Raw genomic sequence first — 12757 nt, 5'->3', positions numbered from 1 at the left:
ATTCCGGTTCGCCTTGCCCGACCTCAAACATCGTAATTTCTTGCATCGTCTCCGCACCAGCCCCCCGCGATGGAAGCCATCGCGGGGCATAAGGAAAAAGAGCGCAGGCGCGAGCCCGGCCTTCGTCTTGCGAAAAGGTGGGGGCGCGTTTTTCGGGCAGACTGGGAGGCGTGAATGGACGTCCCCCCGTGGGGGGATACCCCTTGGGATACCCCCTGTTGCCCCCTTCCGGCGTAACGGGTAGAGTCGCGCCCATCCGCTGACCGTCTGGTGAAGCGTCTGGTGTTTGCGGTGCGAGGGTTTGCCGTGAATCATGAATTTCTGGCCTTCATGGGCCTGGCCGCGCTGCTGGTGGTCACCCCCGGCCCGGACACCATGCTGGTGGTGCGCAACTCGCTGCGCGTGGGCGCGCGTGGCGGCGTGGCCACCACGTTCGGCTGCGTGTCGGGGCTGCTGGTGCATGTGGTGTGTTCCGGCCTTGGCGTGTCCGCCGTGCTGGTGCATTCCGCCGCCGCGTTCGACGTGGTGCGCCTGGCGGGCGCCGCCTATGTGGTGTGGCTGGGCGTGCGCGCCCTGCACGGAGCGTGGAAGGGCGGTGCGCATGATGCTTCAACTGCCTGTGCCTCGGCGGATGCCGATAGCGCGGCGGCGGCTGGCGCTGCCGGGGTTTCCGGCCCGGCCCACTGGCGCGACTATCGCACCATGCCGCGCACCACGCCGCGCGGCGTCGTGCGCCGGGCGTGGATGGAAGGCTTTCTGAGCAACGTGCTGAACCCCAAGGTGGCCGTGTTCTACCTGGCGGTGCTGCCCAACGTGGTGGCCGCCGGAGGCGTGGCGGCCGACGTCGCCGCCTCCGGGGCGGGCGCGCTGGGCGGCGCCTTTGCGCGGGCCTGCCTGTTCGGCGGCATGCAGGCCGTGGTGGCCGTGCTGTGGTTTTCGTTCCTGTCCGTTTCCGTGCACCGGGCGCGCGCCACGCTGCTGCGCCCCGGCGTGCAGCGGGCCCTGGAAGGCGGCGTGGGCGGGCTGATGGTGGGCTTCGGCCTGCGGCTGGCCCTCGATCGCGGCTGAGTCATCCGGGTCCATCTGTCCGCACCGGTGCATGACCACGCACGGCCCTGCCGTGCGGCATCCTCAACGGAGGTTCCCATGCGGCGATGTTTCGTGCCGGCCCTTGCCCCGGCCGTCCTCATGCTGGCCCTGCTGCTTGCCGGGTGCGCCGCGCGCGGCGGCCTGTCGCACGTGGCCACCGACCCGCTGCTGTCGGCCTGCCAGAAGCGCTGCCAGCAGGACGACGAGTACGGCGTGCTCACCCGCAACGGCTGCATGCGCGGCTGCGAGGCGGCCCAGGTGCGCTTTCCGTTGCGCGGCAGCCACTACCTGTCCGAGGAAGCCTGCATCCGGGGCGTGAACAGCCTGAACGTGGAAGAGCAGTTGCGCGTCATGGACGCCTACTGCGAAGACACCTGGGTGACCATCCACACCCGCAAGGGCTGCAAGGATGCCGCGCAGGCGTTCTATGGCGCGGTGGGCGAGCATTTGTGCCGCCCCGACGCCCGGTAGGGAGTTCTCGTCCGTTCCGTTCGCACCTCCGGGGGGAAGTCCGAATCATGTCCATGCCACACGACGCATGCAGGGAGGCCGCCATGGGCGACGACCAGGTGATGCTTGATGTTGCCACCATGCCCGTGCCCAAAGGGGGCATCATCGCGCTTGCCGCCGGGCCGGTGGGCCTGCCGGGGGCGCTGCCCGCGTTTGCCGCCGTGCAGGCCGACGTGGTGCTGGGGCTGACCGTGGGCGCCATCCTGCACGATTCCAGGGGTGATGTCCTGTTCCGGGTGGTGGGCCGCACCCTGTTGCCCCGTTCCGGGTCGGCGCATGCCGGGGCCTGCGTCTTCGTGGAAGCCCTGTGCGACGAGCCGGGCGGCCGGGTGTTGCAACTGTCGGTGCTGCGCCGGGGGCGCGCCCTGGCCTGGGTGACCCTTTCCGACAAGGGCGCGGCCGGGCTGCGCCAGGACGCCAGCGGCCCCACCATCGCCGAGATGGTGCGCGGGACCATGCGGCTGTGCATCGAGCGCGGCTACCTGCTGCCCGACGACGGCCAGCGGCTGCGCGCCCTGCTGATGGATCTGGCCCTGACCCAGGGCTACGACCTCATCCTGACCACCGGGGGCACCGGCATCGGCCCGCGCGACGTGACGCCGGAAGCCACCCTGGCCGTCATCGAACGGCGACTGCCCGGCTTCGAGCAGGCCATGATGGCCGCCAGCCTCGCCAAGACGCCCAATGCGGTCATTTCGCGCGCCGTGGCGGGCACCCTGGGCGGGGCGGTCATCGTCAACCTGCCCGGCAGCCGCAAGGCCGTGGCCGAAAACCTTGCCGCCGTGCTGCCCGCGCTGGCCCATGCGCTGGACAAGTTGCAGGGTGATCCTGCCGAGTGCGGCGGCTAGGGGCTGCCTCTAACTTGTCTTTTTGCCCGTTGGCTTCCGACCCGAAGGGCGCGGAGCGTGGCCGTTGGGCGAGCTTGCGAGCCCTACGGACATCGTGCGCAACGCGGTCAAACTTCGCCTGCCATGGCTTTGCTGTCCTTATCCGTAAGACTCGCGCTGCGCGCTCGCCTAACGGCTAAGGCTCGGTCAAATACGATAAGAGCGCGTTGCGGTCCTCATCCGTAATGGCTCGGGGACTCGCCAACGGCTGAGGCATATTCCCTCATGGCAGGCTCGTTTTCCTTGCCAACGAACAAAAATCCTGAATTAGAGACAGCCCCTGTAAGCGTACTGATTTCCGCATGCCGGGGGCATGCGCCACGGCAACCATCTCCAACCATTTCCAACCATCAACAGGCACCGCACGGCATCCGGGCGACAGGGGACGGCGCAGCGCATTTCGGGGAAAAGCGCCGCGCGTCCGGCGTCCGGCCGGGGACACACTCATGCAGCAGCCTTTGCAGGTCAGGCTCATCGACCTGACCGTGGCCTTTTCCCGTGCGCTCGACCTGGTGAGCCCGGCCGTGGCCGCGCATCACGTGCACGTGGGCTTCATCGCCGCGCGCCTGGCCGAACGGCTCGGCCTGCCCGACAGGGACAGGTGCGAACTGCTGCTGGCCTCGCTGATGCACGACGCGGGCGCGGTGCCGCTGAAGGCGGCGCTGGAAGGGCTGATATTCGAGCAGGACATGGATTCGCACTCCCGCGCCGGGGCCGTGATGCTGGGCACCTGCCCGCGTCTGGCCCAGGCCGCGCGCCTGGTGCGCCATCACCACGCCCCGTGGTGCCACGGCAGGAAGGAGGACGGCGTTTCCGCAGCCGCCCACATCATCCACCTGGCCGACAGGCTGGACGTGCAGTTGCGGCGCGGCGAGGACCCGGCCCGCCAGTTCCCCCGCGCCATGGAACGGCTGGAGCGGGGGCGCTCCGGCCTGTTCCGGCCCGACGCGCTGGACGCCCTGCACGACCTGACGTCCGACCCGGACTTCGCCGCCGGGCTGCGCGCGCCGGAATGCCATCTGCACACCGGGCCGGGCGGTCGGCTGGAGGAGGAAATCCTGGACGCCGACGGGGTGATCTCGTTCTCCGCCCTGTTCTCGCTGGTCATCGACTCGCGCAGTCCCTTCACCGCCACCCATTCCAGCGGCGTGGCGGAAACCGCGCGCCTGCTGGCCCGCTGGGCCGGGTTCGACGGCCCGCAGGGCAAGGCCCTGTACGTGGCGGGTCTGCTGCACGACATCGGCAAGCTGGGCGTTCCGCTGGACATCCTGGAAAAGCCGGGTCGCCTGGACGAGGGGGAAATGGCGCGCATGCGCCGCCATGCGGAGCACAGCATGGACATCCTGGCCTCCGTGCCGGGGTTCACCCAGGTGGCCACCTGGGGCGCGCTGCACCACGAGCGCATGGACGGCAGCGGCTACCCCTACCGCCTCACGGGCGACGACCTGCCCCTGCCCGCGCGCATCGTGGCCGTGGCCGACGTGTTCACCGCCATCGCCGAGGACCGGCCCTACCGGGGCGGCATGTCTCCGGAGGCGGCCCGCGCCGTGCTGCGCGAGCAGGCCCGTGACGGCAAGCTGGACGGCGAGCTTGTGGACCTTCTGCTCTCGCGCTACGAAGAAATGGACGACGCGCGCCGCCAGGCGCAGGAGCGGGCGCGCGATGAAATCGGTCTGGTGCGCGCGGCCCTGGAGCGTGAACCGGACGATGCAACCTGCCAGGAAACGGCCGCCTAGCCAAACGAACCGGACGGACGCCACATGAATCCCTTTTCGCGCCTCGCGGCCATCTGCCGCATGATCAAGATCGAACACTCGGTGTTCGCGCTGCCCTTCGCCTATGCCGGGGCCTTTCTGGCCGCCGGGGGCTGGCCGGGCCTGGCGCCCATGCTGCTGCTCACCGTGGCCATGGTGGCCGTGCGCTCGTTCGCCATGGCCTTCAACCGCCTGGCGGACCTGAAGTACGACAGGCTGAACCCGCGCACCGCCAATCGCCCGCTGGTCACCGGCGAGATTTCCGTGGCCTGGACGTGGGCGTTCACCGTGTTCATGGCCGTGCTGTTCGTGGCCGCCTGCGCCGTGCTGAACCGGCTGTGCCTGTACCTCGCCCCCGTGGCGCTGCTGGTGGCCGCCTCGTACAGCCTGCTGAAGCGTTTCACCTGGCTGTGCCATTTTTTCCTGGGCGGGGTGCTGGGCCTGGCCCCGGTGGCCGGGTGGATCGCCGTGGACCCGCAGTTCACGGTGCCCGCCGTGCTGCTGTTCTGGGGCGTGCTGTTCTGGGTGGCCGGGTTCGACATCCTGTATTCGTGCCAGGACATCGAGTTCGACCGGTCCGTGGGCCTGCACGCCGTGCCCGCGCACTTCGGCCTGCCCGCCGCGCTGGTGGTCTCCGGCTTCTGCCACGCCAACGCGGCCATCTTCCTGCTGCTGGCGGGTTGGTCCGCCTCGCTGGGCTGGCCGTGGTACGCGGTGTGGGCGGTCGTCGCCGGGGTGCTGGCCTGGGAACACCGCATCATCAGCCCCGACGACATGTCGCGGGTGAACATGGCCTTCTTCACCCTGAACGGGGTCGTCGCCTTCATGGTGCTGGGGGGCGTGCTGCTGGGCCTGTACATGGGATAGGACCAGCCGGCCGCGGGCCGCGTTTCCCGTGTTTACCGCCGGGAGGTCTTGCATGCGACTGACCATGGCGCAGGAGTACACCCGCCGCAGGGTGCAGGCCATGTACGGCTGGCAGGTGGCGGTGCCCGTGCCGCACGACGGCATCGGCATGGACGGCGAGGCGGCCGGGCGGCTGCGCGAGGCCGCCGCGCAGGTGGCCGCCGATGCGGGCGTGCCCGTGGCGCTGGTGGCCCGGCGGCTGTTCGACTACGCCTACCGGCTGGAACCCACCGGCACTCTGGTGCTGGTGGTGGGGGTGCCAGAGCGGGGCGTGGAACTGTTCGTGGAGATGGGCGCGCAGCACTGGCGGCCCGTGCAGCCCGGCGAGGGGAACGCGGACGGAGAGCGCCGGGAGGGCGAGTCCGGCAGCGGCGGGCGGGACGGCGGCGGAGCCGAAGACTCCGTGGACCCCGATGGAATTTCCGATGCGCCCGCAGGCAGTCACGGGCTGCCCGTGGTGGATCTGGCCGACCTGCTGGGCTACCTTTCGGGTGGCCGGCGCGGCAGGTAGACCCGGCACCGCCCGCATCCGCCCGTCCCCGCAGTTCCGGGGGCGGCGTCATTCACGCATGTACAGCCACGCAGACACAGCCCACAGACAGAGCAAGGAGAACGCGCATGGCGCGACGCAGGATACCCGATGCCCTGCCCCCGTCCGGGGTGGCGGCCGACAACGACATACGCGACGTGAGCCGCTCGCAGAAAAAGCGCGAAAGCAACGCCATGCAGGCCCTGGGCGAGGAGTTGGTCCGCCTGCCCGCCTCGAAGGTGCGGTCCATGGGCCTGCCCGGCGACCTGGAGCGGGCAGTGCTGGAATGGCATGCCATGCCCACGCACGAGGCCAAACGGCGGCAGTTGCAGTTCATCGGCCGGGTCATCCGGGAAGGCGACTGGGAGGCCGTGGCCGCGCAGATGGGCGAGGTGCGCGCCGTGAAGCAGGCCGAGGACGACGATTTCCACCGCATCGAGGAACTGCGCGAGGAATTGCTGGCCGCCGGGCCGGACCGCCTGCATCCCTATCTTGAACAGTGGCCCGACGTGGACCCGCGCCACCTGCGCCTGCTGGTGCGCGACGCGCTGGCCGAGCGCGCGGCGGGCAAGCCGCCCCGCGCCGGGCGCGCCCTGTTCCGGCTGCTGCGCGACGTGGCGGAAGAATAGCCGCTCCGCTCCTGCCGTCTTCGCAATGAAAACGCGCCGGGTGCTTTCGCATCCGGCGCGTTTTGTCGTCGGTTTCTCGAAGGATTGCCTAAATACCCGCCTGCCGCCACACCTTCAGGGTATGCCGGGCCACGGTGAGCACGTCGTGCAGCACAGTGCCGTCCAGCATGCGTTCCAGCAGTCCGGCGGATTCCCCGTGGCCGTCCACGTCGATGCGGCGCGGAGTGCCGAAGCGGCCCAGCATGCGGCGGTGCAACTGGCTGCCCAGTTCCGGGTCCGCGCCGGACAGGGCGCGGCACACGGCGGCGGCGGTGCGTTCCGGCGCGCTGGTGAACTGGCAGGCGCGGGCCACGTGCTCGTGCAGGGGTGCGCCGGGGGTCAGTTCGCGCCCGGCCAGCAGGGCGGCGGCGGCATCGTCGATGCGCCCCTCGCGCAGCAGGCGCGCGGCTTCCCCCAGCAGGGGGTTGGGCGTATCGCGGGGCGCTTCGGCCAGCAGTTGGGCAAAGACCTGCTGGGCGCGCCGCCACTGCCGGGCGCGGGCGTAAATCTCGCCCGCGCGGCGGCGGAATTCGTGGCTCTTGTCCATGTCGCCCTTGCCGCGCCAGGCGTCGGACAGGCCCAAGCACGCCTCGGCATGCTGGGCGTTGCAGCGCAGGGTGCGGCCAAAGGCGGTGATGGCCTCGTCCCACTGTTCGCGCAGCAGGTGGGCCGTGCCTTCCAGGAAATGGATTTCCGCCTCGCCCGCCGCGTCGGTGGCGGCGGTGGCGAACCGCTCCAGGGCTAGGTCGAATTCCTGGTCCGAAAGCAGGCGCGTTCCGTCGGCCACGGCGCGGGCGGCGCCCGTTTCCAGCGCGCGGCGGGCGCGCAGCAGTTGCCCGTCCAAGGCGGCCAGGGTGTACGGGCGGCCCAGAAAGCCGCTGCATCCCGCGCCGATGGCCGCCAGCACGGCCTCGCGCGTGGCCGCGCCCGACACCACCAGCACCGGCAGGTCGAGCAGGCGCGGGTGCGCGCGCACCAGCCCCAGGAATTCAAGGGCGGTCATGTCCGCCAGGTGTTCGTGGCAGATCACCACGTCCACGGCGGGGCGCGCGTCGTCGTCGTCGGCCGCGTGGGCGCGGTGCTGCCGGGCCAGACGCCGGGCGGCGGCGGCGCCCGAGGTCAGCACGCTGATGTTGCGGGCGCCCGCCAGGCGCAGGGCGCGGCGTTCCACCGCGCTCAATTCCTCTCGCGGGGCCAGGATGAGCGCGTGCGCGAATCCGTGCGCGGGAAGGGCGTCCGTGTTGGGTGCGTAGGGTGCGTTGACCGGCAGGCTTTCGGTCCGCACGGCCTCCACCAGGTCGGCAAGGCTGGCCGCGCCGCGTCCCGCCCTGCGCCATGTGGGCTCCACGCCGAGGGCCGCGAGGCCGGTGGCGGTGATGCCGTCGCCGGGGCGAAACGTGCGGGGCAGGGGGGTGCTTGCGGCCACCGCCGCCGTAGCGGCCAGGCGGGCGGGGGACGTGCTGTGTCTGGGTGCGGAGTGCATGCCGGTCCTTCCTTTCGGGGCCTTGCCCCATGTACCGGATTCATCGGCGCGGCGGCGGGAAACTTTAGCGCGGGCGGTGCGGTACGGTGCACGCCGCCCGGCCCCGGAATGACGAAGGCCCGCCGGAAGCGGGCCTTTGGATGCGTCCGGCATGCGGGCGCGGGGTCATTTGACGAAAGGCAGCAACTTGCCGGTACGGACCGGGCGCACGGCCTGCGTGCCGGGCGGCGGCCCGTCCGTGGCGAGGCCGTCGCCGGAGCCGAGTCCGGCTGCGCGGCCCGCCATTTCCGCAAGCCCGGCCAGACCGGTGCGTCCGGCGTCGTGGGCCGTGGCCAGCGCCGCGCCCAGCCCGAAGCCGGGCATGGGCATGCCGTAGTGCGGTTCGCGGTCGTGCACGGTGCCGCAGGTGGCGCACCGCCACATTCCCTCGTGGGCGGCCAGACGCACCAGCACGCCGTCGCGGTTGTAGCAACTCTGGCAGAACGGCCCCTGCTTGATGTTGCCGGTGATGAGCCAATAGCAGAACCCGTCGAAGACGAGATTGCGCGACAGGTAGAGGATGTCCTCGAATTCCTGCACCTGCATCTTCAGCATGGTGTTTTCGTCGCACAGGGAAACGTAGCGCGACTGCATTTCCATCAGCAGGTGGCGCGCTTCCTCGGTCTTGCCTTTCATGAACAGGTCGTGGATTTCCTTGAATCTGTAATAGTCGAGCATGGCCGCACCTCTGCGGGATGGGGAACCGGCGGCCGGACAGCCGCGGTACATGTCTCCCATCGGCAGTTCGAGGCGGAACTTTAGGCCGGGGGGCGGTGCTCCATGCGGAGGGGAAAAGGCGAAAGCGTACTATGGACAGCCCCTAACGGGCGGCGCGCACGAGCCGCTCCACCAACTGGCGCTGGGCCTGCTCGGCGGCCTCGATCTCTGCCGGGGCAAGGCCCGCGCCCAGGGCCACGGCGCGGCGCTTTTCGGCGGACACGAAGTCTTCCTTGCGGTGGGCGTCGTTGTTGATGACCAGCCGCGCCCCGGCGGCGCGCGCGGTGATGGCCACATGGCCGTTGGACAGCGCGTGCGAGGGGCGGGTGGTGATTTCCAGCAGCACGCCGCGTTCGGCGGCGTAGGCGGCGTCCTCGGGCGTGAGCAGGCCGGGGTGGGCCAGCACGTCCGCGCCGCCCTCGATGGCGGCGAGGTTGGTGCCCGTCTCCACCACGTCGGCCAGCGACTGGCCGTGCACCACCACCAGTTGCGCGCCCAGGGCCCGCGCCTCGCGGATGGCGTCGGGAATGAGGGCCGGGGGCACGTGGGTCAGTTCCACCCCGGCGAAGACCTCGATGCCCGCGTACAGCCCGTATTGGCGGGCCATGGGCAGCACCTGGCTCAGGATGAGGTCCATGTTCGATCCGTCGGCATGGTCGGTGAGGGCCACGGCGCGGTAGCCCGCAAGGCGCGCGAAGCGCACGGCGGTGGCGGGCGTCATGGAGGAATCGCTGAAGCAGGTGTGCACGTGCAGGTCGATCATCTGGTGGCTCCGGTCATGGGATATGTGCGGGGGCGTGTGCGCAGGGCGGCCGGGAACGCGCCGCGCGGATGCCGCGAGGCGCGGGCGTGGCGATGCGGGTGGAACGGTGGGCCACCGGTACACTGCGGGCGGAACGGGATGGGCGTGGCGGCGGCCCGCGCCGGTGCGCGGGCTACATGCGGTACTTGGTTTCCGGGTCCAGCGAGCGCAGCAGTTCGGCCAGCTGTTCTTCCAGATCGTGCGGGTCGCGCGCGGGACCGGCGTCCTCGCCGCCGGAGGCGTCGGGGGCGGCCCCGGCATCCCGCGCACGGGCCATCTGCTCCACGATGCCCGCCACCCCGCCCTCGCCGTCGGCCCAGGGGGGCTGGCCCGCCTTGCGGCGCACGTCGCGCCGGGCGGCCTCTTCGCGGGCCATGGCCGACGCGGCGTCGGCCGGGCGGCGGGGGGCGTTCTCGTCCAGGTTGGGGCGCATGCGGTCTTCGGCGGCGCGGCGCAGCACGTCCTCGCTGACGAAGATGGGCACGTCGGCCCGCAGGGCCAGGGCGATGGCGTCGGAGGGGCGACAGTCCACGCGGGTGCGCGTGCCGCCCTGCAGGATGTCCAGTTCCGCGAAGTAGGTGCCGTCGCGCAGGTCCACCACGTCCACGGCCACCAGCTGCGCACCCAGCGAACGCAGGGTGTTCAGCAACAGATCGTGGGTGAGCGGGCGCGGCACGTCCACGCTGTTCAGCGCGATGGAGATGGCCATGGCTTCCATGGCCCCTATCCAGATGGGCAGCAGTTCCTCCCCGGCCTCGCGGCGCAGGACGAGGATCGGCGCCTTGGTGGCGTCGTCCAGCGACAGCCCCACGACCTTCATCTCTACCATGGGATACCTGCCTGTGCGCCCCGGCGGGCGTCTTCGCATGGCGCGTGCCCCGATCCGGCCTGCCTGACCTGGCTGATCTGGCTGGCCGGTATGGGAGGACGTTGCATCCGGCGCGTTCGCCGGTTCCTGTCCGGTCCGTCCTTGCGGGCCGCGGCGACGGCGGAAACGGATCATGCGCGCATGACCCCGCGCAGCGAATGCTTTTTGGCCTCGACGATGGTCACCGGCACGATCCGGCCCCGCCAGCCTTCCGGACGAGGGGGCAGCACCACGTTGACGGGCTGGCCGTAAGGGTCGCGCCCCTGCCAGCTTTCGCCGTGGCGGGGTGCCGGGCTTCCGTCCTGCCTGCCGTCGCGTCCGGCGTCGCGTCCGGCGTCGCATACGTCCGGGGGGGACTCCGGCGGGGAGATGCCGGGCTTCTTGCTCATGCCGTCCAGCAGCACCATTGTGTGCAACCCTACCATGTTCCGCAAGCATTGTTCAGTATAATCATTCTGCCATTCCTGCAGGCGGGCCAGGCGGGCGGCCTTTTCGGCGGCTTCCAGCTTGCCGGGCAGCATGGCGGCGCGGGTGCCCGGCCGGTCGGAATAGCAGAACGAAAAGCTGGTGGCGAAGCCCACGGCCCGCATGGCGGCAAGGGTGTCCTCGAAGTCCTGTTCCGTCTCGCCGGGAAAGCCCACGATGATGTCCGTGGAAAGCTGGATGTCCGGCCGGGCCGCCTTCAGCCGGTGCACGATGTCCATGTACCGGGCCATGTCGTACTTGCGGCCCATGGCCTTCAGGATGCGGTCGGACCCGGATTGCAGGGGCAGGTGCAGGCGCGGGCACAGGTTGTCCAGCGTGCCGAAGGCGTCGATGACCTCGGGCGCGATGTCCTTGGGATGCGGGGTGACGAAGCGCAGCCGGGCCAGCCCCGGCAGGGCGGCCACGCGGTGCAGCAGCCCGGCGAAGGTCACCGCGTCCCCGTCCGCACCACCCGCCACTGTTGCATGGCGGGCGGCTTCCGCGTCTTGCCCGTAGGAATTGACGTTCTGGCCGAGCAGGGTGATCTCCTTCGCGCCGCGATCCACCAGTTCCGCGCATTCGCGCACCACCGCGTCGGCCGCGCGCGACTTCTGGCGGCCGCGCGTGTACGGCACGATGCAGTAGGCGCAGAAGTTGTCGCAGCCCTGCATGATGTTCACGAAGGCGGAAGGCGGCACCGGCCCGGAATCCAGTTGGGCGTCGCGCTCGGGGTATTCCTCGGAAAAATCCAGCAGCGAGACGCGCAGGCCCGGCTCCGCGCACAGCCGTTCGATGGCCTGGGGGGCCATGGCCGAGCCGTCGCCGCCGAACACCAGGCGCACCTGGGGAAAGCGGGTGAAGAACCCGGCGCCGATCTGCTGGGCCACGCAGCCGCCCACCACGGCAAAGGCGTCGGGCAGCTTGCGGGTGGCCTGGCGGATGCGTCCGAGCACGCTGTATACCTTCTGTTCCGGCTTTTCGCGCACCGAGCAGGTGTTGACGATGTTCACGCGGGCCTTGCCCAAGGGGGCTTCCGTGAAGCCGCGCGCCACGAGGGCCCTGGCCAGCCAGTCGGAGTCGTTGACGTTCATCTGGCAGCCGAAGGTCAGGATATGAAATGTACGGTCGCTCATGGTCCGGGGGTCTGCTGGTGGAGGGCCGGGATGCACCCGGCGCGGGTGGGTGGTGAAGAAGGGCCGCGCTGCGGCTATTCGTTGCCGTCGCCGTCGGCAGGGGCCTGGGCCTGTGCGCGTTCGGCCCTGTCACGTTCGGCCTGGTCGCGTTCTGCCCGGTCGCGCGCGTCCGCGCGCCCGCCGTGCTCGCCCGCCAGGTAGAACAGGGCCACCGGGGCCAGCAGGCAGGCCACGCACCACAGCGCGGGGTTGCGCCCCTGCCGCCGGGCCAGCACCACGGCGATGAGGCCCACACCGGCCCAGATGAGCGCCATGTAGACATAGCCGGAGGTGGTGAAGTCCAGTTCGAGCATTGGGTGTGCGGGGGTTGCGGTGGAGGGGCGTGGCGGCGTCGCCGCAGGTCGTGTGCCGTCAGGCGTATGCCTCGGCGGCCCGCCACGGACTGCCACGGATCGCCACAGATTGCCACGGATCGCCACAGATTGGCGGTCCCTTGAGGTAAGGCATTCGCAAGGGGCGCGCAAGGGGTCAAATCCTACTTGCACAGTAGGATAAAGCGGTATAGTCTCGGCATTGAAGACGAAGCGTCGTCACGCGCCGGTGGCTGTCCCGGCGTTTCCCTTCACATCGTGCGCCGCGCCCGCGGCATACCGCCCACGCGGGGAGGATTTCCCATGAAGAAGTACAGGGTGAAGGGGCTGCAAAGCCCGGACTGCGCCGCCACCGTGACCACCTCCATCAAGACCCAGGCCGGGATCGAGGAAGTGAACGTGAACCTGGCCACCGGCGAGATCACCTACGGCCCGGCGGTATGCGTGGACACGCGCATCCTGCGCGAGGCCGTGGAGAGCGCCGGGTACACGCTGGAGGAGGAAGAGGCGTAGCCGCATCGTTCCGTGGCGCGCGC

Annotated in this window: 14 protein-coding genes; 8 read left to right on the top strand and 6 right to left on the bottom strand. The window is 70.5% G+C overall.

Annotated elements, in window-relative coordinates:
- The first annotated feature begins 306 nt into the window (after positions 1-306).
- From ACR4XJ_RS09055 to yjgA, 7 genes are all read left to right on the top strand, one after another.
- On the top strand, positions 307-1068 hold the full coding sequence (locus tag ACR4XJ_RS09055; protein WP_434754926.1) for a LysE family translocator: 762 nt from the start codon (positions 307-309) through the stop codon (positions 1066-1068).
- Positions 1069-1146: 78 nt separating this feature from the next.
- Complete coding sequence (locus ACR4XJ_RS09050; RefSeq protein WP_333505918.1) at positions 1147-1560, top strand: hypothetical protein; 414 nt, start codon at positions 1147-1149, stop codon at positions 1558-1560.
- An 83-nt stretch (positions 1561-1643) separates the two neighbouring features.
- The gene (locus ACR4XJ_RS09045) at positions 1644-2447 is read left to right on the top strand and encodes a MogA/MoaB family molybdenum cofactor biosynthesis protein (protein ID WP_434754925.1); all 804 of its coding nucleotides are present in this window, start codon (positions 1644-1646) and stop codon (positions 2445-2447) included.
- Positions 2448-2932: 485 nt separating this feature from the next.
- Positions 2933-4222 (top strand): HD-GYP domain-containing protein, encoded by a 1290-nt coding sequence (locus ACR4XJ_RS09040; protein ID WP_434754924.1) that lies wholly within the window; start codon positions 2933-2935, stop codon positions 4220-4222.
- A gap of 24 nt (positions 4223-4246) precedes the next feature.
- Positions 4247-5107: a UbiA-like polyprenyltransferase gene (locus ACR4XJ_RS09035; protein ID WP_434754923.1), complete on the top strand. Its 861-nt coding sequence runs from the start codon at positions 4247-4249 to the stop codon at positions 5105-5107.
- Positions 5108-5159: 52 nt separating this feature from the next.
- Entirely contained in the window at positions 5160-5657 is a 498-nt protein-coding gene (locus tag ACR4XJ_RS09030; protein ID WP_434754922.1) for a hypothetical protein, read from the top strand.
- Between the two features lie 107 nt (positions 5658-5764).
- Entirely contained in the window at positions 5765-6304 is a 540-nt protein-coding gene (gene yjgA / locus ACR4XJ_RS09025; RefSeq protein WP_434754921.1) for a ribosome biogenesis factor YjgA, read from the top strand.
- 88 nt (positions 6305-6392) lie between these two features.
- Here the strand turns inward: yjgA and ACR4XJ_RS09020 are convergent, their stop codons facing one another.
- The 6 genes from ACR4XJ_RS09020 to ACR4XJ_RS08995 all read right to left on the bottom strand — a co-directional run bounded on the left by ACR4XJ_RS09020 (position 6393) and on the right by ACR4XJ_RS08995 (position 12203).
- The gene (locus ACR4XJ_RS09020) at positions 6393-7826 is read right to left on the bottom strand and encodes a response regulator (protein WP_434754920.1); all 1434 of its coding nucleotides are present in this window, start codon (positions 7824-7826) and stop codon (positions 6393-6395) included.
- Between the two features lie 165 nt (positions 7827-7991).
- A complete protein-coding gene (locus tag ACR4XJ_RS09015; protein WP_434754919.1) occupies positions 7992-8543 on the bottom strand; it encodes a hypothetical protein in 552 nt (183 codons plus the stop codon).
- A 142-nt stretch (positions 8544-8685) separates the two neighbouring features.
- Positions 8686-9345: a histidinol phosphate phosphatase domain-containing protein gene (locus ACR4XJ_RS09010; RefSeq protein ID WP_434754918.1), complete on the bottom strand. Its 660-nt coding sequence runs from the start codon at positions 9343-9345 to the stop codon at positions 8686-8688.
- A gap of 172 nt (positions 9346-9517) precedes the next feature.
- A complete protein-coding gene (locus ACR4XJ_RS09005) occupies positions 9518-10213 on the bottom strand; it encodes a bifunctional nuclease family protein (RefSeq protein WP_434754917.1) in 696 nt (231 codons plus the stop codon).
- Positions 10214-10383: 170 nt separating this feature from the next.
- Positions 10384-11850, bottom strand: a complete 1467-nt coding sequence (gene miaB / locus ACR4XJ_RS09000; protein ID WP_434754916.1) for a tRNA (N6-isopentenyl adenosine(37)-C2)-methylthiotransferase MiaB — start codon at positions 11848-11850, stop codon at positions 10384-10386.
- A 74-nt stretch (positions 11851-11924) separates the two neighbouring features.
- Positions 11925-12203 (bottom strand): hypothetical protein, encoded by a 279-nt coding sequence (locus ACR4XJ_RS08995; RefSeq protein ID WP_434754915.1) that lies wholly within the window; start codon positions 12201-12203, stop codon positions 11925-11927.
- A gap of 321 nt (positions 12204-12524) precedes the next feature.
- Between ACR4XJ_RS08995 and ACR4XJ_RS08990 the strand changes: the two genes are divergently transcribed.
- A complete protein-coding gene (locus tag ACR4XJ_RS08990; protein ID WP_333505931.1) occupies positions 12525-12734 on the top strand; it encodes a heavy-metal-associated domain-containing protein in 210 nt (69 codons plus the stop codon).
- Positions 12735-12757 lie beyond the last annotated feature (23 nt).

Source organism: Nitratidesulfovibrio sp. D1 (assembly GCF_051133415.1).
GTDB lineage: Bacteria > Desulfobacterota > Desulfovibrionia > Desulfovibrionales > Desulfovibrionaceae > Cupidesulfovibrio.
Note: the sequence above shows the minus strand (reverse complement) of the source record. Positions and strands in the feature narration are given on the sequence as shown.

Bases quoted from the DNA above. Each gene is read 5' to 3' on its own strand.
- ACR4XJ_RS08995 (WP_434754915.1), bottom strand. From the start codon at position 12,203: ATGCTCGAACTGGACTTCACCACCTCCGGCTATGTCTACATGGCGCTC.
- ACR4XJ_RS08990 (WP_333505931.1), top strand. From the start codon at position 12,525: ATGAAGAAGTACAGGGTGAAGGGGCTGCAAAGCCCGGACTGCGCCGCC.
- ACR4XJ_RS09040 (WP_434754924.1), top strand. From the start codon at position 2,933: ATGCAGCAGCCTTTGCAGGTCAGGCTCATCGACCTGACCGTGGCCTTT.
- ACR4XJ_RS09035 (WP_434754923.1), top strand. From the start codon at position 4,247: ATGAATCCCTTTTCGCGCCTCGCGGCCATCTGCCGCATGATCAAGATC.
- ACR4XJ_RS09010 (WP_434754918.1), bottom strand. From the start codon at position 9,345: ATGATCGACCTGCACGTGCACACCTGCTTCAGCGATTCCTCCATGACG.
- yjgA (WP_434754921.1), top strand. From the start codon at position 5,765: ATGGCGCGACGCAGGATACCCGATGCCCTGCCCCCGTCCGGGGTGGCG.
- ACR4XJ_RS09015 (WP_434754919.1), bottom strand. From the start codon at position 8,543: ATGCTCGACTATTACAGATTCAAGGAAATCCACGACCTGTTCATGAAA.
- ACR4XJ_RS09045 (WP_434754925.1), top strand. From the start codon at position 1,644: ATGGGCGACGACCAGGTGATGCTTGATGTTGCCACCATGCCCGTGCCC.
- ACR4XJ_RS09020 (WP_434754920.1), bottom strand. From the start codon at position 7,826: ATGCACTCCGCACCCAGACACAGCACGTCCCCCGCCCGCCTGGCCGCT.
- ACR4XJ_RS09005 (WP_434754917.1), bottom strand. From the start codon at position 10,213: ATGGTAGAGATGAAGGTCGTGGGGCTGTCGCTGGACGACGCCACCAAG.
- ACR4XJ_RS09050 (WP_333505918.1), top strand. From the start codon at position 1,147: ATGCGGCGATGTTTCGTGCCGGCCCTTGCCCCGGCCGTCCTCATGCTG.
- ACR4XJ_RS09030 (WP_434754922.1), top strand. From the start codon at position 5,160: ATGCGACTGACCATGGCGCAGGAGTACACCCGCCGCAGGGTGCAGGCC.
- miaB (WP_434754916.1), bottom strand. From the start codon at position 11,850: ATGAGCGACCGTACATTTCATATCCTGACCTTCGGCTGCCAGATGAAC.